Raw genomic sequence first — 20,080 nt, 5'->3', positions numbered from 1 at the left:
ACCCCGGGCCCCCCTGTTTGTGGGCTATAAGCCGTAACCCTGTGTGTTCCACCCGTAAAAGGTCCACGGCCCCCCCCCGGGTGTTCCGGGGGGGGGGCCGTTCCGCGTTGTCAGCGGAGGGGAGGTCAGCGGGCCTGGCCGCCCTTGGGCATCCGGGCACCCTTGGGCATCGGGCCCTTGGGGATCGGCGCCTTGGAGAGCAGGTCGCCCAGCGCGCGCAGACGGTCGTTGGTCTCGGTGACCTGGGCGGCGGTGATCGCGCGGGGCAGCCGCATCAGGTGGATCTGCAGCTTCTTGAGCGGGATCTCGCCCTCGCCGGTGCCCACCACGATGTCGTGCACCGGGATGTCACCGACCACGCGGGCCATCTTCTTCTTCTCGGAGGCCAGCAGCTGGCGCACCCGGTTGGGGTTGCCCTCGCCGATCAGCGCGATGCCGGCCCGGCCGACGGCGCGATAGACCGCGTCCTGGCTGCGGGTGACCGCGACCGGGGTGGAGTTGGAGCTCCAGCCGCGCCGGATGTTGTTCAGCACCGCAGCTACGGCGCCCGGCTGCCCCTCCATCTGCCCGAACGCGGCGCGTTCGGCCCGGCGCCCGAAGACGATCGCCATGGCCAGGACGGCCACGATGAAGCCCAGGATGCCCAGATAGACGGGGTGGTCGATCGCGAAGCCGATGGCGAGGAACACGCCGAAGGTCAGCAGGCCGACGCCGGCGATGATCAGGCCGATCTTGGTGTCGACCTTCTTGGTCATGGTGTACGCCAGACGGATCTGCTTCAGCCGTCCGGGGTTCTCGGATGTTTCCCTCGCCATAACGCTCATGGTACGTGGCACGGGTACGGGATATCCAAGCCCGGGTACCCGTTCGCCCGAACCGTGACCCGTCCGCCCACACGCCGTCGCGCACAGCGACGGCCGGACTCACCGTCCCGCGGAGCGCGCCCCCGTCGCGCCGCCCACCCCGGCCGCCCCGCCCGGCGGGCCGTCGTGCCGACGGTCCGCCGCGTGCCGACGGTCCTCGCACACCGCCGCCCAGGCGTTGCGCCGCGCGTGCCGCTGGCCGGGGGCCAGCAGGACGCTCTCGGCGAACCGCAGCGCCACCCCCACCGACCGGATCCGCATCCGCATGCCGAACAGCTCCTCTCGTGGCTGAGAAGAATCGAACGCCCACCAGGCGTCCATCGTCCCCACCCCGTGTTACCAGCCCGTGACCAGGCAGTCAAAGCGCGGTGAAACCCGGAAGGGCGGAGCCGAGGCTCCGCCCTTCCGATGGCGCAAACAAATCAAACAGATCAAACAGCTCGAGCAGCTCGAACGGCCCGGGGCCGACGGCGAGGTCGGACCGCGAGGTCAGACCGCGGCCTGCTCGCGCTTCTCCAGCGCCTGCCGGTACAGCCGCCCGGCCCGGTACGAGGAGCGCACCAGCGGGCCCGACATGACGCCGGCGAAGCCCAGCTCCTCGGCCTCCTCCTGGAGCTCGACGAACTCCTGGGGCTTGACCCAGCGCTCCACCGGGTGGTGGCGCAGCGAGGGCCGCAGGTACTGGGTGATGGTGATCAGCTCGCAGCCGGCCCCGACCAGGTCGGCCAGCGCCTGGCTGACCTCCTCGCGGGTCTCGCCCATGCCCAGGATCAGGTTGGACTTGGTGACCAGTCCGGCGGCGCGGGCCTGGGTGATGACGTCCAGGGAGCGCTCGTAGCGGAAGGCCGGGCGGATCCGCTTGAAGATGCGCGGCACGGTCTCGACGTTGTGGGCGAGCACCTCGGGGCGGGAGGAGAAGACCTCGGCCAGCTGCTCGGGCACCGCGTTGAAGTCGGGGATGAGCAGCTCGACGCCGGTGCGGCCGGTCGCGCGCTCGGCGGTCATCGCGTGCACCTGGCGGACGGTCTCGGCGTACAGCCAGGCGCCGCCGTCCTCCAGGTCGTCGCGGGCGACGCCGGTGATGGTGGCGTAGTTGAGGTCCATGGTGACGATGGACTCGGCGACCCGGCGCGGCTCGTCGCGGTCGAACTCGGCGGGCTTGCCGGTGTCGATCTGGCAGAAGTCGCAGCGGCGGGTGCACTGGTCACCGCCGATGAGGAAGGTTGCCTCGCGGTCCTCCCAGCACTCGAAGATGTTGGGACAGCCGGCCTCCTGGCAGACCGTGTGCAGTCCCTCCTTCTTCACCAGCGACTGGAGGGCGTTGTACTCCGGCCCCATCTTCGCGCGGGTCTTGATCCACTCGGGCTTCCGCTCGATGGGGGTCTCGCTGTTGCGGACCTCCAGGCGGAGCAGCTTCCTGCCGTCGGGCGCGACAGCGGACACGTGCGACTCCTAGAACTAGACGGGGTACCCCCAGGGTACGCCTGTGGTTGTACGGCCTTCGCCGGGCCTGCCGCCCTGCAATCGCAGGGCAACACGGCTACCGGCCAGTAGATTCCCAGTGACTGGGGGGAGCCCGGCGTGCTCCCGGAAGACTTCAGCCGCTGAGCGAGCGACTGAGCGCCGGCTCCGGCAGCTCGGCGAAGACGGCCTGGAGGTGCCGTTCGACCGACGGCAGCGCCTCGCTCACCGGGAAGTCCCGGCCCAGCTCGCCGGCCAGCGAGGCGACGCCCGCGTCCCGGATGCCGCACGGCACGATCTTGTCGAAGTACGTCATCTCCGGATCGCAGTTGAGCGCGAAGCCGTGCATGGTCACCCCGCGGGCGACCCGCACGCCGATCGCGGCGAGCTTGCGGTCGCCGCCGCGCTGCCCGGCGTTGGACGGCGCGTACTCGGGCCCGGCCAGTCGCGGGTCGATGCCCAGCGGCAGGCCCATCCGCAGGGTCAGCTTGCCGATGTCGACCACCTCGGCCGGGTCCACCACGGCGTCCGGAATGTTCTCGCCGAGCACCCAGACCCCGCTGCGGCCCTCGACCCGGGTGGTTCCGATGCCGAAGTCGGCGGCGGCGCGGATCAGCGCCTCCTCCAGCCGGCGGACGTAGGCGATCACGTCGATCGGGTCGGGCAGCTTGACGATCGGGTAGCCGACCAGCTGGCCGGGGCCGTGCCAGGTGATCTCGCCGCCCCGGTTGACCTCGACCACCGGGGTGCCGTCCAGCGGCAGGTCGGCGGGGTTGGTGCGCTTGCCCATGGTGTAGACGGGCGGGTGCTCCAGCAGCAGCACGGTGTCGGGGATCTCGTCCGCGACCCGCAGCGCGTGCAGCCGCTGCTGTTCCTCCCACGCCTCCTCGTACGGGACGACGTGCTCGCCTATGCCCATTCGAACGAAACGTACGTTCTCGCTCACCGCTGCCGCTCCTTGCCAGGCGTTCGAGACCAACCTCGCCACTGTACGCCCACGCCCGCGTCACCCGTTCGGCCGCGCCCCCACCCGCCCCGGCACCCCCCCCGTCAGCCGCCACCACCCCCGGCCAGCAGTTGCAGGCGCAGCGCCAGCTGCAGCTCCAGCGACCGCTCCGGCTGGTTCCAGCCCGCGCCGAGCAGTGCCTCGACCCGGTCCAGCCGCTGGACCACCGTGTTCACGTGGACGTGCAGCTCGTCCTTGGCCCTGGTCAGGCTGCCGCCGCAGTCGAAGTAGGCGCGCAGGGTGCGGACCAGCTCGGTGCCGCGCTTGGCGTCGTAGGCGAGCAGCGGGCCGAGCGCGCCGCCGACGAAGCCGTCCACGTCGTGGCCGTCGCCGAGCAGCACCCCGAGGAAGCCGAGCGCGCCGGCCGAGGCGCCCTCCCCGGCGCGGCCGAGCACCCGCAGGGCCCGTACGCAGCGCAGGCCCTCGTCGTACGAGGCGGCCAGGGCGGCCGGGCCGGCGGCGGGGCGGCCGGCGCCGACGGTGACGGCGAAGCCCGCCAGCCGGGCCAGCCGTTCGGCGGCCCGCCGGGCGGTCTGCTCCGGGTCCTCGGCGCAGCCCGGGGCGACGGGCACCAGCAGTGCGACCGCCTCGCCGTGCTCGGCGCTGACGCCGCGGGAGCCGAACAGGTACCGCCGCGCCGCGCCGGCCAGTCGCCCCCGGTCGTCGCCGTCGCGGTCGGCGGGTTCGGCGGCCAGCGCCAGGTGCGGCCGGGCGAGGTCGACCCCGAGCCGGCGGCCGCGGGCGGTGAGCCCGGCCGGGTCGCGGTCGGGGGCGGTGAGCAGGTCGGTGAGCAGTTCGCCGCGGACCCGGTTCTCGGTCTCCGCGACCGAGCGGCGCAGCAGCAGGACCAGCGCGGTCACCACGCCGGCCCGTTCGAACAGCCGCCGGTCGGGGTCGTCCAGGTCGGGCCGGCCGCGCAGCACCAGGGTGCCGAGCAGGTCGTGCCCGGCCAGCACCGCGCACACCCAGAGCCCGTCGTGCCGTACGGACCGGCCCTCGGCCCGGGAGGCGGCCACCGCGTCGGCGAGTTCGGCCGCGGCGGCGGGCGGTCCGGCGAGCGGTTCGCCCTCGGCGTCCAGGACGGTCGTCTCCCCGTCCAGCAGGTGGGCGACGGCGGCGGCCACGTCCGACACCTCGGCGCCGCGCAGCACCAGGTCGGTCAGCCGGTCGTGGGCCTGCTCGGCGCGCTGGACGGCGGCGGAGTGGGCCCGGACCAGCTCGTTGGCGGCGTTGAGTTCGGCCAGCGCGGCCCGGGTGTCGGCCAGCGCCGCGGCGGTGTCCAGGGCGATCGCGGCGTGCGCGGCCAGGGTGCAGAGCAGCGCGACCTCGTCGGGGGAGAAGGCGCGCGGCGAGCGGTCGGCGGCGAACAGGACGCCGATGACGTCGCCGCCGAGCAGCAGCGGTACGCCGATGATCGCCACCAGGCCCTCGTCCAGCACGCCCGCGTCGATCGTGCCGGTGTGGTGGAAGCGCTCGTCGGCGCGGTAGTCGGGGGTGGCGTAGGGGCGGGCGGTCTGGGCGACCAGCCCGCCGAGGCCGTCGCCGAGGCTGAGTCGCAGGGTCTGGAACAGGACGGAGACCGAGCCGTCGGTGACCCGCATGTAGGTGTCGCCGGCGGCCTCGTCCGGCAGGGTCAGGTAGGCGGTGTCGGTGCCGAGCAGCATCCGGGCGCGGCGGACGATGGCCTGCAGCACGGTGTCCAGGTCCCGGGACGCGGCGAGGTCTCCGGCGGTGTCGAACAGTGCCGTCAACTCGGCTTCCCGGCGCCGGTGCTGACGCAGGGTGCGGTGCACCCGCAGGGCCTGCCAGGTGGCGTCGTCGATCTCGGCGAGGACGCCGGCCGGCGCCCCGCGGCGGCGGGCGTCGGCCAGCACCTCGGCGAAGTCCTCGGTGGCGGAGCCGGAGGCGAGCAGGTCGAGCAGCCGTCGCAGCGCGGGCGCGGCGCTCTCGTCGGGGCGGTTCATCCGGTCATCCGGGGTGGTTCATGGTGCGGGCCGCCAATCGGCGTCGGTTCCGTCGGTGCCGAGGAATCGCGATGCTATCGGCTCGCCGTCCAGGCCATTCCGTCCGTGCCACCGCGTTCAGGCCACCGCGCTCAGCCACCGCGTCCATGCCACCGCGCTAGGCCACCGCGTCCGGGCCACCGCGTCCCCAGGCCGCCGCGTTCAGGCCACGGCGGGCTTCCCGACCGCCGCACCGTCCGGCGACGCCTCCACCGCGACCTCCGCCAGGTCCTGCCCCCTGGTCTCCCGCGCGCACAGCACCGCCAGGACGGTGACCGCCGCCGCGATCGCCACGTACACCGAGACGGGGGTGGCGCTGCCGTAGTCCTTGAGCAGCGCGGTCGCGATCAGCGGCGCCGGCGCGCCGGCCGCCACCGAGGCGAACTGGGCGCCGATGGAGGCCCCCGAGTAGCGCAGCCGGGTCGCGAACAGCTCGGAGAAGAAGGCCGCCTGCGGGGCGTACATGGCGCTGTGGAACACCAGGCCGACCGTCACCGCGAGGACCAGCTGCCCGAACGAGTGGGTGTCCACCAGCCCGAAGAACACGAACGCCCAGGCCCCGACGCCGACCGCGCCCACCAGGTACACCGGTTTGCGCCCGACCCGGTCGGACAGCGCGCCGAACAGCGGGATCAGCGCGAACTGGATCGCGGAGCCGATCAGTACGGCGTTCAGCGCGCTCTGCTTGTCGAAGTGGGCGTGGGTGACGGCGTACGTCAGCACAAAGGTGGTCATCACGTAGTACGAGATGTTCTCCGCCATCCGCGCGCCCATGGCCACCAGCACCTCCCGCCAGTGGTTGCGCAACACCCCCACCAGCGGCGCCTGTTCGGCCTCCGGGCGGTTCGCGACCGCCTCCCGGAACAGCGGCGACTCCTCCACCGCCAGCCGGATCCACATCCCGACGCCGACCAGCACCGCCGACAGCAGGAACGGCACCCGCCACCCCCACGCCAGGAACGCGCTCTCCGACTGCACCGCCGTCATCAGCGACAGCACGCCCGCCGCCAGCAGGTTCCCGGCGGGCGCCCCGCCCTGCGGCCACGACGCCCAGAACCCCCGCCGCCGCCGGTCCCCGTGCTCCGACACCAGCAGCACCGCCCCGCCCCACTCGCCGCCGAGCGCGAAGCCCTGCACCAGCCGCAGCGCGGTCAGCAGCACCGGCGCCGCCGCCCCGATCGAGTCGTAGGTCGGCAGCAACCCGATCGCGGTGGTCGATCCGCCCATCAGCAGCAGGCTCACCACCAGCAGTCTCTTCCGGCCGATCCGGTCGCCGAAGTGACCGAACACCAGCGCTCCGACCGGCCGTGCCGCGAACCCGATCGCGTACGTCAGGAACGACAGCAGGGTCCCGGTCAGCGGGTCGGTGTTGGGGAAGAACAGCTTCCCGAAGACCAGCGCCGCGGCCGTTCCGTACAAGAAGTAGTCGTACCACTCGATCGTCGTGCCGATCAGACTCGCGGCCACCACTCGCGGGAGTGAACTGGTAGCCGCCGTGCCACGTGCGGGGGCGTTCATGGTCACCACTTCCAGGTCCAGGGGGACGGGGACGATGTCGCCACAAGGTAGGGAGCCCGCGCCCGGCGGCCCATGTGGTCGACCCACACAGCCCGTCGGCCCGCTGTGGCCCTCCGCCCCATGACCGTTGTCGGTGCCGGCACCGGCTCAGTGCGCCGTCCAGCCGCCGTCGATCGGCAGGCTGGCGCCGGTGACGTAGGCGGCGGCGGGGGAGCAGAGCCAGAGGGCGAGTTGGGCGACCTCCTCGGGTTCGATGAGCCGCTTGACGGCGGTCCGGTCGAGCATGATCCGCTCGACCACCTCCTCCTCGGGGATGCCGTGGGCCAGCGCCTGGGCGGCGATCTGCTTCTCCACCAGGGGAGTTCGGACATACCCGGGGTTGAGGCAGTTGCTGGTGACCCCGTACGGGGCGCCCTCCAGGGCGACGGTCTTGCTGAGGCCCTCCAGGCCGTGCTTGGCCGTGACGTACGCGGACTTGAAGGCGCTGGCGCGCAGGCCGTGGACGGAGGAGACGTTGACGATCCGGCCCCACCCCCGCTCGTACATGTGCGGGAGGGTGCGGCGCAGGATCCGGAACGGGGCCTCGACCATGACGCGTTGGATGAGGGTGAAGCGTTCGACCGGGAACTCGTGGACGGGTGCGACGTGTTGCAGGCCGGCGTTGTTGACCACGACGTCGGCGTCGGCGGGCAGGGCGTCCACGGCCTCGGGATCGGCGAGGTCGGCGACGATCGCGCGCCCGCCGATCCGGTCCGCGAGCTCCCGGGCCGGGCCGGCCGCGAGGTCGACGACGTAGACCCGGGCGCCGGCTCCGGCGAGGGCTTCGGCGCAGGCCCGGCCGATGCCCGAGGCGGCTCCGGTGACCAGGGCCGTGCGGCCGTCGAGCGGGCGGGCAGTAGAGGTGTCCATGGCCGAGAACGGTAGGAATCCGGCGTCGCCGCTCCCATGTGGCGGGCCGACACAGCACCGCGGCCTGTCATGGCGTCGACCACCACCGACGCCGGTTGACGGTTCGCCCCCGTACGGCCAAACCCGCCCTGGCCCCGCTTCCCCACAATGGGCGCGCTTGCTTCACCCGTTCGGAGGATTGGTCGGTCAGATCCACCCATAGCGCCCGAATGCTCGCTACATTCACGCCGATTCCCGACAGGGGGCGCCGCCCCGGGCGAGCCGAACTGCTGGTGGAGCCCGGTGCGACGTCCGAGAGGTGTTGACTGACATGTCCCAACGGCCTGCAACCGACAGCCCGGCGTACGGACCGCTCGACCCGCTCGGCCAGCGCCGAGGCCCGGTCGGCCGGGCCCTTCCGGACGCGCCCGACGCCCTGACCGCCGACACGCTGACCGCTGAACCGCTGACCGCCGACACGCTGACCGCTGACCCGATGACCGCCGACGCCCCGACCGCCGAGGAACTGCGACTGCCCGTGCAGGCCACACCCGCCCGGCACGAAGCCACCGCCGCGCCCGCCGCCCCAGCGACCACCAGCGGCCACGGCAGCCACACCGGCCACTCCGGCCCGACGCCGCAGAACGGCCAACTCGCCGCCCTGATCGAGGAGGCCGGCTTCTCGCACGCGGGCCTGGCCCGCCGGGTCGACCAGCTCGGCCTGGAGCACGGCCTCGACCTGCGCTACGACAAGACCTCGGTCACCCGCTGGCTGCGCGGCCAGCAACCCCGCGGCGCCACCCCGGCGCTGATCGCCGAGGTCTTCACCCGCCGCCTCGGCCGCCGCCTCACCGCCCAGGACCTCGGCCTGGACGCCTGCGCCCCGGTCTACGCGGGCCTGGAGTTCGCCGAGACCCCGCAGGAGGCGGTGGACATCGTGGCGAGCATGTGGCGCAAGGACAACGGCCCGCAGTCCGAACTGCGCCGGATCGCCTTCACCCCGGCCGGCCTGGTCGTCCCCAGCCGGGACTGGCTGATCGGCCGCACCGACGAACGGGTCGCCCGGGACGGCTCCACGCTGACCCGCCCGGACACCGCCACCGGTCCGCCCGGCACCGCCCCCGGCGCACCGGCGTCGAACGTGCCCGGCGCACCCGTCGCGGGCCCGGCGCGCACCCAGCCCGCCGGCGCCCCGGGCGCCCGCAGCACCGCCGGAACCACCGGCACCGCCGCCACCATCGGCCGGGTGCCCACCCAGAGCCGCCGCCCGCCCGCCGCCGTCGAACCGCCGTACACCGACCCGACCCGGGAGGCCCGCCCCGCCCTGCGGGTCGGCCGCGGCGACATCGCCGCCATCCGCGCCGTCGGGGACCTCTTCCGCGCGCTCGACCACGCCTACGGCGGCGGCCACGCCCGCCAGGCGCTGGTCCGCTACCTGGAGAGCGAGGCCGAGCCGATGCTGCGCGGCCGCTACGGCGAGCAGATCGGCCGCGCCCTGTTCGGAGCCGTCGCCGACCTCACCAGGCTGGCCGGCTGGACGTCCTTCGACATCGCCGCGCACGGCCTCGCCCAGCGCTACTTCGTCCAGGCGCTGCGCCTCTCCCAGGCCGCCGGGGACCGCGCGCTCGGCGGCTACGTGCTGGTGACGATGAGCCAGCAGGCCGTCCACCTGGGCCACGGCCGGGAGGCCGTCCAGCTCGCCCGGGTCGCCCAGCAGGGCGTCGGCACCGCCGTCCCGCCGGTGGTCCAGTCGCTGATGCACGCCGCCGAGGCCCGGGGCCACGGCCTGCTGGGCGACGTCCGCTCCTGCACCACCGCGCTGGTCCGGGCCGAGCGGTCGCTCGCGGCCTCCCGTACCGGCGACGAACTGCCCTCCTGGGCGCGGTACTTCGACGAGGCCCAGCTCTCCGACGAGTTCGCCCACTGCTACCGCGACCTCCAGCAGTGGCGCACCTGCGCGCAGCACGCCGAGAAGTCGCTGCGGCTGCGCTCGCCCGCCTACGCGCGCAGCCGGATCTTCTGCCGGCTGGTGCTCGCCACCGCCCGGCTCGGCATGGGGGATCTCGACGAGGCCTGCACCATGGCCACCGACGCGCTGCGGGCGGCGGGGGAGATGCGCTCGGCCCGCTCGCTGGAGTACGTCCGGGACTTCCACCGCCGCCTCACCCCGTACCGGGGCAGCCAGGTGGCCCGGGCCTTCGAGGAGACGGCCCGCCAGGCGGGCGTGATCTGACGGAACCGGCCGTGCGAGGGCCGGGAGCTCACCAGCTCTCGGCCCGGACCCTCGGCCGCTCGGGGTCGGCGGCCGCCCGCCGCCCGCCCCGCACCCGCTGGGCCACCAGCGGGAACACCAGGACCGACAGCATCCCGGCGCCGACCAGCGCCGCCGCCGTCGAGGAGGGCAGGTGTCCGGCCTCCACCTCGATCGTAGTGATCACCACGACCAGCGGCAGCGCCGTCGACGCGTAGAGCCCGAGCGCGGCACGGTCGCGCCCGCCGAGCCCGGCCGGGGCGAGCAGCCCGGCCGGCAGGCCGCGTACGGCGAGGAACAGCAGCAGGAACACCGGGACGAGCAACAGGGTGCCGGGGTCGTCCAGCAGCGCGTCCAGGTCGAAGTTCATCCCGCTGACCACGAAGAAGATCGGCACCAGGAAGCCGAAGCCGATGCTCTCCAGCTTGGCCTCGATCACCTCCTCCTCGGCCCGGCGGATGTCGGAGAGCAGCAGCCGGGAGACGATCCCGGCGGTGAAGGCGCCGAGCAGCATGTCCAGGTCGAGCCAGAGCGCGGCCGCGACCATGACGGCGAGCACCAGGATCACCGCCCGGATCGCGAACTGCCCGGAGGTGCGCAGGGTCCGCTCGATCAGCCGGGTGGCCCAGGCCGGGCGCGGCCGGCGGGCGCCGAGCACGGCGACGGCGGTGATCACCGCGAAGGCGCCGAGGATGACCGCGGTCCGGGCGGGCGAGTTGCCGCTGAGCAGCACGGCGATCGCGATGATCGGCCCGAACTCCCCGACCGCACCGGTGGCCATCACCAACGAGCCGAAGGGGGTGGGCAGTTCGCCGGAGTCGCGGAGGATCGGCAGGATCGTGCCGAGCGCGGTGGTGGTGAGCACCAGCCCGGCGAAGGCGCCGTCCCACGGGTCCCGGTTGACCAGGGCGCCGACGCCGAGGGCCAGGACGAGCGAGACCAGCCACGCGGTGCCCGCCCGTTTCAGCGGGCCACCGCGCAGTTTGGCGAAGTCGATCTCGTACCCGGCGAGGAACATCAGTATGGCCAGGCCGAACTGGGACAGCGCGTTCACCAGGTCGTCGACGTGCGCCCAGTCCAGGACGGACGGGCCGATCAGCACGCCGAGCACGATCTCGAACACCACGGTCGGTACGGCGATCCACCGCAGCAGCCGGTCGGCGAGCAGCGGTGCGGCGACGGCTGCGGCGGGGATCAGGATCAGCGCCACCGGCTGGGCGGAGGCGCTCACCGGGCGGCCGGCCCGGCGGCCGAAACCGTTGGAACCATCCGATGAGTGATCAGAACGGTCATGCGAGGCATCCTGGCACGCGTCGGTCTGTCACCCCGGCAGACCGCTGGCGTGTCCGCGCCCCCGCGGTACCGGCCTCAGGCCGCCGCCTCGGCCTCCCGCGCCCCGGCCGGCAGCCCGAGGTCGCCGAGCACCGCCCGCGCCGCCCGCCGCCCGGACACCAGCGCGCCCTGCACGGTGCTGGTGTCCCGGTGGTCCCCGGCGACGTACAGCCCGGCCAGCAGCCGCACCGGGCGGCGGGGGTTGTGCGGCGGCGGCATCGCGGGCAGCGCGTCCGGGACGTGCCGCACGCTGAGGAACTGCCAGTCCGCCGTCGAGGCGCCGTACAACTCGGCGAGCCGGGCGCGGACGGCCGGTTCCAGCCCGGCCGGACCGCCCGCGTCGAAGGAGCGCCGGCCGAGCACGGTGGTGGCGACCAGCGCCTGCCCGGCCGGGGCGTAGGACGGGTGCAGCTCGCTGAGCACCAGCGAGTGCGAGACCAGCGGCGGGTGTCCGTTCGGCCGGTCGGCGTCCAGCAGCAGCACGGCCTCGGCGAGCGGGGCGCGGTCGGCCGCGTGGAAGAAGGTGGTGACGGGGTGGAAGTCGGGCAGCCGGAGCCCCGGCAGCAGCTCGGCCGCGGAGCGGGCGTCGGTGGCGACCACCACGGCCTGGGCGCCGATCCGCCCGTGCGCGAGGGTCTCCACGCCGTCGGCGCCGATCGAGGTGACCTGCACCCCGGTCCGCACGGTGCCGGCGGGCAGCGCGGCGGCCAGCTGGGCGGGCACGGCCGCGATCCCGTCGGCGGGCAGACAGAGTCGGCCGCGGGCGTACGAGCGCAGCACCAGGTCGGCGATCCGGCTGCTGGTGCCGAGGGCCGGGTCGCCGAGCAGGGCGCTGAGCAGCGGGCGCAGGAAGCCGTCGACGGTGCGCGGGGCGAGGCCGTGGCCGGCCAGTGCGCGGGCGGCGGTGGTCTCCGGGCGGGCCTGCAGCCGGGCGGCGGGGGTGGTGGCGATCCGGCCCAGCCAGCTGCCGAGGCGGGCCTTGTCCAGCGGGCTGCCGAGCGGGGCCCGGAGGGCGGCCTGCCGGGCGGCGGTGAGCTGGGGGTCCCCGGCGCGGTAGCGGCGGCCGGCGCTGTGCACGAGTACGCCGGGCGCGAGCGGGCGCAGGTCCAGGCGGTCGAGGTCGAGCGCCCGGCGCAGCTCCGGGTAGGCGGTGTTGAGCAGGTGGCTGCCGTCGTCGAGGCGGAAGCCGTCGAGCTCGCGGGTGGCCATCCGGCCGCCGATCCGGTCGGTGGTCTCCAGGACCTGGACGGTGAGGCCTTGGCCGGTGAGCGCGCGGGCGGCGGCCAGGCCCGCGAGTCCGGCGCCGACCACGACGACGTCCGGGTCGGACGGGCGGCGGGCGCGGCGGGTGAAGTCGTACGTGGGCACTGGAGTGCTCCCTCCCTGGTCCCGGGGCTCCGGCCGACGCAGGCAGCGGGGTGCCGGGACACGGTCCGTGGAAGGTGATGCCCAGTCAGTGTGAGCATCAGACCGGTGCGGTGGACCGGATGCGGGGGTCGGGAGGGGTCGTGCGGCGCCGGGCGGGGGCGCGGTCACGGACAGTGCGCCGTGGCGGCCGGGTTACCGGGTCGGCGGGCGCGCACGGTCACCGGGGGCGTGCAACGCGCCCGTCGTGTGCTCCCGTGCGCCCCCTCCCGGAGCCCCGTCCGACCCCGCCCGGCATATGCCCCTGGCCAGGGCGAATGCCGTAGCGGGCCTACGCAGAACGAGGGGTCACAGCGCCGCCCGCACCGCCGAGTCCGGATCCGGGTGCGCGAACCGGAAGCCCGCGTCCAAGAGCCGCCGCGGCACCACCCGGTGGCTCCCGACCACCTCGACCGCCAGCTCCCCGAGCACGGCCTTCAACACCGCCTCCGGCACCGGGAACGGCGTCGGCCGCCCGAGCGCCCGCCCGAGCGCCGCGGTCAGCTCGGCGTTGGTGGCCGGCTCCGGCGCGGTGAGGTTGAAGGCGCCGGAGAGGTCCTCCCGGTCGATCAGGAACCGCAGCGCGGCCACCTCGTCGGCCAGCGAGACGTAGCTCCAGTACTGCCCGCCGCTGCCGAGCCGCCCGCCCAGGCCCAGCTTGAACAGGGGGAACAGCCGCCCGCCCGCGCCGCCCGCGGCGGACAGCACCATGCCGGTGCGCGGGTGGACGACCCGGATCCCGGCCCGCTCGGCGGGCCGGGCGGCCGCCTCCCACGCCACGCACACCTCGGCCAGGAAGTCGTCCCCGGCGGGGAAGTCCTCGTCGATCACCCGGTCGCCGGTCTGCCCGTACCAGCCGACCGCGGAGGCGCTGACCAGCACCCGCGGCGGCTGCGCCAGCTCCGCGAGCGCCACCGCCAGCGTCTCGGTGCCGTACACCCGGCTCTCCCGGATCTCCCGCTTGTAGGAGTCCGTCCAGCGGCGGTCGCCGACCCCGGCGCCGGCCAGGTGCACCGCGGCGTCGACCCCGGCGAGCCCGTCCCGGTCGACCTCGCCGAGCAGTGGGTTCCAGCCGATCGCGGTGCTCCCGTCGGGCTGCGGCCCCGTCCTGGAGCGGTGCCGGACCAGCCGGACCACCTCGTGGCCGTCCGCCAGCAGGGAGCGGACGAGGGCCGAGCCGATCAATCCCGTGGAGCCCGTGACAGCGATGCGCATGGACCCATCCTCGCAGGACTTATCGCCTGTCACCCTTCGCACGCGCCCCAGTAGCATCACGCGGCATGACCCGCGAAGACGATCTGATCATCCGCCCGGCCCGCCCCGAGGACGAGCGCGGGCTCGCCGAGCTCGACCGAGCCGCCTGGTCCACCCTCTCCGACGTCGCCCCCGAGCCGCCCGTCGGGAAGCGGGTCTTCGACGAGGGCCACACCCCCGACCAGTTCCTGCTCGCCGTCCTGGACGGCCGGATCGTCGGCTACGTCCGCCAGGTCCAGGCGACCCCGCTGGCCGTCAACCGGCACGTCCGGCAGATCCAGGGCCTGGCCGTCGACGGCACGGTGCGCGGCCGGGGCATCGGCCGACGGCTGGTCGAGGCGGCCTGCGAGCACGCCCGGGCCCTCGGCGCCCGCAAGCTGACCCTCCGGGTGCTCGGCTGGAACGCCCCGGCCCGCCGGCTGTACGAGAGCTGCGGCTTCACGGTCGAGGGCACGCTGGCCGAGGAGTTCCTGATCGACGGGCAGTACGTGGACGACGTGTGGATGGCCCGCCGACTGACCGGCTGAGCCGCCCGTACCGTCACCCCTGCCGCCTGACGATCCGTCAGAACAGTTGCCGCGCAGTCGTGACGTACCTGCCTGTCTGGAGCGGCGCGGCGCCGGGTACCGTACGCCCGTGAGCAACTCGACGCCTCCCGGGTGGTACCCGGTCCCGGGTGCGGACGGCACCCCCGGTCACGAGCGCTGGTGGGACGGCAACGCCTGGACCGCCGAGGTCCGGCCGCTCCAGGCCCCCGGCGGCCAGCTCGCCGACGCCCCGACCCAGGGCTGGCAGCCCCCCGCCGCGCAGCCGCCGCAGGCCGGCTACGGCTACCCCGCGCAGAGCGGCTCACCCGCCCCCGGCTACGGCTACCCGGCGCAGGACGCGGTCCAGTCGCCCGGCTACGGCTACCCCGGCCAGGGCCCGTACGGCGGCCCGCAGCAGTACCCGGGCCAGCCGGCCCACCCCGGCCAGGAGGCCTACCCGGGCGCCGGCTACGGCTACCCGCCGCCCGCCCCCGCGAAGAACCGCACCGGCGTGATCGTCGGCATCTCGGTCGCGGTGCTGGTCGTCGGCGGGATCATCGCCGGGCTCACGCTCAGCGGCGGCGGGAACACCAAGGCCGACCCGACCCCCAACCCCACGGTCACCGTCACCCAGAGCGACGGCCCCACGCCGAGCCCCACCCCGACCCGGAGCGCGCCCGCCCCCAAGCCCGTCCCGTCGGTCAAGAGCACCGTCCCGGACCCGCAGCACGCGATCACCGTCCCGGTCCTCGACGGCTGGGACGCGGCGACCAACTCCGCGCACTCCACCGTCTACCTCGGCAGTGGCCGCTACTCCTGCGCCGACGGCAACTCCTGCATCCGCGGCCAGTTCTCGATCGAGAAGGACACCGTCCAGGGCGACACCCCCAAGGGGGCCGCCGACGCGGCGATGCCGACCTACGCCGGGACGATCTTCTCCGGGATCACCTCGCACACCGACTCCGGTTCCGGCTACGTCTCCGTCGCCGGTGTGCTCGGCTACGCCACCCGCTGGCACGTCGGCACCTCGGACGGCACCCAGGGCTACGTCCTGCTGGCCGCCGTCCCGGCCAAGGGCGGCGGCTACGTGATCTTCGAGGGCGGCGTGGACGACGACCCGGCCGCGCCGGACCCCGCGGTGCTGGACCAGATCCTCAAGGGCATCAAGCAGGACGGCTCCGCCGGCAGCAGCACCTGATCCGACGCGACACCCCGCAGGGGGTGTCGGACACGCCCTAATCCCCGTACCGCTCCCAGAGCTTGGGGAAGCGCTTCGCCATCACGTCCGGGTCGTCGAAGTCCAGGAACGCCCCGGTCGGCCGTCCCGCCTGCCGCCCGCCCACCTCGGGCAGCGGCAGGCCGGTCAGCTGCTCGTACGCCTCGTCGGCGGCGAAGCCGAGGTCCTCGGCCTCGCCGTCCTCCTCCTCGTCGAACTCGGGCAGCAGGTCCGCCAGGTCGTCCGGTTCGACCAGCCCGCCCTCGAAGACCTCCCGGCCCTGGCCGATCAGCCAGCAGCGGAAGTAGTCGAAGGTGTCCTCCGAGGCGCCGTCCAGCAGCAGGTGGGCCGCCCCCCACAGGTCGTAGCGGTAGGCGCGCTGGAACCGGGCCTCGAACAGCCGACCGAAGTCGATCACGTCGTCGGGGGTCAGCTGGACGAGGCGCTCCACCAGCCGCTCGGCCTGTTCGTCGGGATCGCCGTCGGCGGCCTCCCAGGTGTCGTCGATGATCTGCCAGAAGTCCGTCTCGTCCATCACCGCTCAAGCATCCCTTTTCCGTCGTCTCCACGCATGCCATGACCCGGCGGGAACCGCATCCCGGGAAGCGGCGGAGCCCCGCGCCGTCCGGGGACGACACGGGGCTCCGTACGACCGTGCTGCGGTCGCGCTGCCTTACAGGCCGAGCTCGACCTCGAACTCGCCGGCCTCCAGGATCTCCTTGACCGCGACCAGGTAGCGGGCGGCGTCGGCGCCGTCCACCAGGCGGTGGTCGTAGGAGAGCGACAGGTAGGTCATGTCACGGATGCCGATGGCGGTGCCGCCGTCGGCCTCGATGACCACCGGGCGCTTGACGGTGGCACCGATGCCCAGGATGGCGGCCTGGTTCGGCGGCACGATCACGGTGTCGAACAGGGCACCGCGCGAACCGGTGTTGCTGATCGTGAAAGTGGCGCCGGACAGCTCGTCCGGGGTGATCTTGCTGTCGCGGACCTTGGTGGCCAGCTCGGCGGTCTTCTTCGAGATGCCGGCGATGTTGAGGTCGCCCGCACCCTTGATGACCGGGGTCATCAGACCCTTCTCGGAGTCCACCGCGATGCCGATGTTCTCGGTGTCGAAGTAGGTGATGGTGCCCTCGGCGTCGTTGATCCGCGCGTTGACGACCGCGTGGACCTTGAGCGCCTGGGCGGCGGCCTTCACGAAGAACGGCATCGGGGAGAGCTTGACGCCCTCGCGGGCCAGGAAGCCCTCCTTGGCCTTGGCGCGCAGCGACATGATCTTGGTGACGTCCACCTCGACCACGCTGGTCAGCTGGGCCTGCTCGTGCAGGGCCTTCATCATGTTGTCGCCGATGACCTTGCGCATGCGGGTCATCTTGACCGTCTGGCCGCGCAGGGCGGACGGAGCGGAGACGGCCTTCGGCGCAGCGGCGGCCGGAGCGGCGGCGGCGACCGGGGCCGGGGCGGCCTTGGCGGCCTCCGCGGCGGCGATGACGTCCTGCTTGCGGATGCGGCCGCCGACGCCGGTGCCGGCGACGGAGGACAGCGCGACGCCGTGCTCGGCGGCGAGCTTGCGCACCAGCGGGGTGACGTAGGCGTCACCGGCGTCGGCCACCGGGGCGGCCGGAGCGGCGACGGGGGCCGGGGCGGCGACCGGAGCCGGGGCGGCGACGGGAGCCGGAGCGGCGACCGGGGCGGCCGGGGCAACCGGGGCCGGAGCGGCGACCGGGGCGGCCGGGGCAACCGGGGCCGGGGCGGCAACCGGAGCCGGAGCGGCAACGGGAGCCGGAGCCGGGGCGGCAACCGGGGCCGGAGCGGCAGCGGCGGCACCCGGGGCACCGATCAGCGCGAGCTGGGCGCCGACCTCGGCGGTCTCGTCCTCGGCGACCAGGATCTTGACGACGACGCCGGCGACCGGCGACGGGATCTCGGTGTCGACCTTGTCGGTGGAGACCTCGAGCAGCGGCTCGTCGACCTCGACCGTCTCACCCTCGGCCTTGAGCCAACGGGTGACGGTGCCCTCGGTGACCGACTCGCCCAGCGCGGGCAGCAGCACCGGGGTGGCGTCGCCGGCCGGAGCAGCCGGAGCAGCCGGAGCGGCAGCCGGAGCAGCCGGGGCCTCGGCGACCGGGGCCGGAGCGGCCACGGGAGCCGGCGCGGCGACCGGCGCGGCCTCGACCACGGGGGCCGGGGCGGCGGCCGGGGCACCGGTGCCGTCGTCGATGATCGCCAGCTCGGCGCCGACCTCGACGGTCTCGTCCTCGCCGACCTTGATCGAGGAGAGGATGCCGGAAGCCGGGGCCGGGATCTCGGTGTCGACCTTGTCGGTGGAGACCTCGAGCAGCGGCTCGTCGACCTCGACACGCTCACCCTCGGCCTTGAGCCAGCGGGTGACAGTGCCCTCGGAAACGCTCTCGCCCAGCGCGGGCAGTGTTACTGAGACCGCCATGGTTTCAGCGACTCCTATCAAGTCTTGCGTACGGGAAGTACGGGAAGTACCGGAAACGGGGGGTGGTGGGCGCGATCAGTCGTGCGCGTGCAGCGGCTTGCCGGCCAGCGCCAGGTGCGCCTCGCCCAGGGCCTCGGACTGGGTCGGGTGCGCGTGGATCAGCTGCGCGACCTCGGCCGGCAGGGCCTCCCAGTTGTAGATGAGCTGGGCTTCGCCGACCTGCTCGCCCATGCGGGCGCCGACCATGTGGACGCCGACCACGGCGCCGTCCTTGACCTGGACGAGCTTGATCTCGCCGGCGGTCTTCAGGATCTTGCTCTTGCCGTTGCCGGCCAGGTTGTACTTGAGGGTGACGACCTTCTCCTTGCCGTACATCTCGACGGCCTTGGCCTCGGAGATGCCGACGGAGGCGACCTCCGGGTTGGAGTAGGTCACGCGCGGGACGCCGTCGTAGTCGATCGGCACCGGCTTGAGGCCGGCCAGGCGCTCGGCGACCAGGATGCCCTCGGCGAAGCCGACGTGGGCCAGCTGCAGGGTCGGGGCGAGGTCGCCGACGGCGGAGATGGTGGGCACGTTGGTGCGCATGTACTCGTCGACCAGGACGTAGCCGCGGTCCATCGCGACGCCGTTCTCCTCGTAGCCGAGGCCGGCCGAGACCGGGCCGCGGCCGATGGCGACGAGCAGCAGGTCGGCGTCGATCTGCTTGCCGTTCTCGGTGGAGACGCGGACACCGGACTCGGTGTACTCGACGCCCGAGAAGCGGGCCTTGAGCTCGAACTTGATGCCGCGCTTGCGGAAGGCGCGCTCCAGCAGCTTGGAGGAGTTCTCGTCCTCCAGCGGGACGAGGTGCGGCAGCGCCTCGACGATGGTGACCTCGACGCCGAAGGACTTCCAGACCGAGGCGAACTCGACGCCGATGACGCCGCCGCCGAGGATGACGACGGACTTCGGGATCCGGTCGAGCTTGAGGGCGTGGTCCGAGGAGATCACGCGGTTGCCGTCGATCTCCAGGCCCGGGATCGAGCGCGGCACCGAACCGGTGGCGAGGACGATGTGGCGGCCCTCGATGCGCTGGCCGTTCACGTCGACCGAGGTCTGCGAGGAGAGCTTGCCCGCGCCCTGGATGAAGGTGACCTTGCGCGAGGCCACCAGGCCCTGGAGGCCCTTGTACAGGCCGGCGATGACGTCGTCCTTGTACTTGTGGACGCCGTTGATGTCGATGCCCTGGAAGGTGGCCAGCACGCCGAACTCGGCGGCCTCCTTCGTCTCGTCCGCGATCTCGGCCGCGTGCAGCAGGGCCTTGGTCGGGATGCAGCCGCGGTGCAGGCAGGTGCCGCCCAGCTCGCCCTTCTCGACCAGGGCGACGCTCAGACCCAGCTGAGCGGCGCGGAGCGCCGCGGCGTAACCGCCGCTTCCGCCTCCGAGAATGACTACGTCGAAAACGGTGCTGGCGTCGTTCGCCACGTCACGTCCTCCATGCAATGGGGTGGGTCGCCGGGCCGGTCGCGGTCCGGTGGGTCGGAAGCCTTTGTGAGGCGCCCAGTCGTGCCGGAAATACATCTTCGCACTTGTTCGCGGTGGCTGATGTCCGGGTCCACCCCAGGGGTGTCCCACGGAGTGGTCACCGGGGCGGGAACACCCCCGACGGAAGGGCATCATCGCAGCTCAAGGCCTTGTTGACAGCCGCCGGACGGGCGTCTTCCGCCCGCTTCGGCGCCACCTCTTCCGCAGTGCGGAACAAAGTTTCGCCCGTGGCGAACAGAGGTGCGGTGGGGTGTCCGGTCCTACTCGCAGGTAACCCGTGCGGGAACGCGGGCCGGGGGGGGGGGCCGCCCGCCCCCCGCCCCCCCCCCCCCCCCGGGTGGCGGAGCGCGTCTCACACCGCGACAGAAAACAAAACAAAAACCAAAC

The 20,080-nt window shown here is 73.7% G+C and carries 16 protein-coding genes; 3 read left to right on the top strand and 13 right to left on the bottom strand.

Annotation, left to right across the window (positions count from 1 at the left end; all coding sequences use genetic code 11):
• Nucleotides 1-125: 125 nt before the first annotated feature.
• From ACFWXO_RS07685 to ACFWXO_RS07655, 7 genes are all read right to left on the bottom strand, one after another.
• Nucleotides 126-815 carry a DUF4191 domain-containing protein gene (locus ACFWXO_RS07685; protein ID WP_375892599.1) on the bottom strand — a complete coding sequence of 230 codons (690 nt, stop codon included), beginning with the start codon at nucleotides 813-815 and terminating at the stop codon, nucleotides 126-128.
• A 108-nt stretch (nucleotides 816-923) separates the two neighbouring features.
• Nucleotides 924-1,130, bottom strand: a complete 207-nt coding sequence (locus ACFWXO_RS07680) for a hypothetical protein (RefSeq protein ID WP_375892598.1) — start codon at nucleotides 1,128-1,130, stop codon at nucleotides 924-926.
• 222 nt (nucleotides 1,131-1,352) lie between these two features.
• On the bottom strand, nucleotides 1,353-2,306 hold the full coding sequence (gene lipA / locus ACFWXO_RS07675; protein WP_375892596.1) for a lipoyl synthase: 954 nt from the start codon (nucleotides 2,304-2,306) through the stop codon (nucleotides 1,353-1,355).
• Nucleotides 2,307-2,460: 154 nt separating this feature from the next.
• Nucleotides 2,461-3,243 (bottom strand): lipoyl(octanoyl) transferase LipB, encoded by a 783-nt coding sequence (gene lipB, locus ACFWXO_RS07670; protein WP_375892690.1) that lies wholly within the window; start codon nucleotides 3,241-3,243, stop codon nucleotides 2,461-2,463.
• A gap of 131 nt (nucleotides 3,244-3,374) precedes the next feature.
• Nucleotides 3,375-5,294 (bottom strand): helix-turn-helix domain-containing protein, encoded by a 1,920-nt coding sequence (locus ACFWXO_RS07665; protein WP_380522747.1) that lies wholly within the window; start codon nucleotides 5,292-5,294, stop codon nucleotides 3,375-3,377.
• A gap of 201 nt (nucleotides 5,295-5,495) precedes the next feature.
• Nucleotides 5,496-6,851, bottom strand: coding sequence for an MFS transporter (locus ACFWXO_RS07660; RefSeq protein WP_380522746.1), 1,356 nt, complete (start codon nucleotides 6,849-6,851; stop codon nucleotides 5,496-5,498).
• Nucleotides 6,852-6,998: 147 nt separating this feature from the next.
• A complete protein-coding gene (locus tag ACFWXO_RS07655; protein ID WP_375892590.1) occupies nucleotides 6,999-7,760 on the bottom strand; it encodes a 3-hydroxybutyrate dehydrogenase in 762 nt (253 codons plus the stop codon).
• Nucleotides 7,761-8,070: 310 nt separating this feature from the next.
• Between ACFWXO_RS07655 and ACFWXO_RS07650 the strand changes: the two genes are divergently transcribed.
• The gene (locus ACFWXO_RS07650; RefSeq protein ID WP_375892588.1) at nucleotides 8,071-9,972 is read left to right on the top strand and encodes a regulator; all 1,902 of its coding nucleotides are present in this window, start codon (nucleotides 8,071-8,073) and stop codon (nucleotides 9,970-9,972) included.
• A gap of 28 nt (nucleotides 9,973-10,000) precedes the next feature.
• On the opposite strand, the gene ACFWXO_RS07645 is transcribed toward ACFWXO_RS07650, so the two are convergent.
• The 3 genes from ACFWXO_RS07645 to ACFWXO_RS07635 all read right to left on the bottom strand — a co-directional run bounded on the left by ACFWXO_RS07645 (nucleotide 10,001) and on the right by ACFWXO_RS07635 (nucleotide 13,941).
• A complete protein-coding gene (locus ACFWXO_RS07645; protein ID WP_380522745.1) occupies nucleotides 10,001-11,221 on the bottom strand; it encodes a cation:proton antiporter in 1,221 nt (406 codons plus the stop codon).
• 137 nt (nucleotides 11,222-11,358) lie between these two features.
• Entirely contained in the window at nucleotides 11,359-12,690 is a 1,332-nt protein-coding gene (locus tag ACFWXO_RS07640; RefSeq protein WP_380522744.1) for an NAD(P)/FAD-dependent oxidoreductase, read from the bottom strand.
• Between the two features lie 345 nt (nucleotides 12,691-13,035).
• Complete coding sequence (locus tag ACFWXO_RS07635; protein WP_380522743.1) at nucleotides 13,036-13,941, bottom strand: TIGR01777 family oxidoreductase; 906 nt, start codon at nucleotides 13,939-13,941, stop codon at nucleotides 13,036-13,038.
• A 65-nt stretch (nucleotides 13,942-14,006) separates the two neighbouring features.
• Here ACFWXO_RS07635 and ACFWXO_RS07630 point away from each other — a divergent pair, with 65 nt between their 5' ends.
• Both ACFWXO_RS07630 and ACFWXO_RS07625 read left to right on the top strand, forming a co-directional pair.
• Entirely contained in the window at nucleotides 14,007-14,507 is a 501-nt protein-coding gene (locus tag ACFWXO_RS07630) for a GNAT family N-acetyltransferase (RefSeq protein ID WP_375892580.1), read from the top strand.
• A gap of 109 nt (nucleotides 14,508-14,616) precedes the next feature.
• Nucleotides 14,617-15,705, top strand: coding sequence for a DUF2510 domain-containing protein (locus ACFWXO_RS07625; protein WP_380522742.1), 1,089 nt, complete (start codon nucleotides 14,617-14,619; stop codon nucleotides 15,703-15,705).
• Between the two features lie 37 nt (nucleotides 15,706-15,742).
• Here ACFWXO_RS07625 and ACFWXO_RS07620 read toward each other — a convergent pair whose 3' ends face one another.
• The 3 genes from ACFWXO_RS07620 to lpdA form a co-directional block, all read right to left on the bottom strand.
• Nucleotides 15,743-16,258, bottom strand: coding sequence for a DUF4240 domain-containing protein (locus tag ACFWXO_RS07620; RefSeq protein WP_380522785.1), 516 nt, complete (start codon nucleotides 16,256-16,258; stop codon nucleotides 15,743-15,745).
• A gap of 138 nt (nucleotides 16,259-16,396) precedes the next feature.
• Entirely contained in the window at nucleotides 16,397-18,169 is a 1,773-nt protein-coding gene (gene sucB / locus ACFWXO_RS07615; protein ID WP_380522741.1) for a 2-oxoglutarate dehydrogenase, E2 component, dihydrolipoamide succinyltransferase, read from the bottom strand.
• Nucleotides 18,170-18,244: 75 nt separating this feature from the next.
• Nucleotides 18,245-19,633, bottom strand: coding sequence for a dihydrolipoyl dehydrogenase (gene lpdA, locus ACFWXO_RS07610; RefSeq protein WP_375892573.1), 1,389 nt, complete (start codon nucleotides 19,631-19,633; stop codon nucleotides 18,245-18,247).
• Between the last annotated feature and the right edge of the window lie 447 nt (nucleotides 19,634-20,080).

Source organism: Kitasatospora sp. NPDC059088 (assembly GCF_042738155.1).
Taxonomy (GTDB): Bacteria; Actinomycetota; Actinomycetes; order Streptomycetales; family Streptomycetaceae; genus Kitasatospora.
This window is presented reverse-complemented; position numbering and strand designations above follow the sequence as displayed.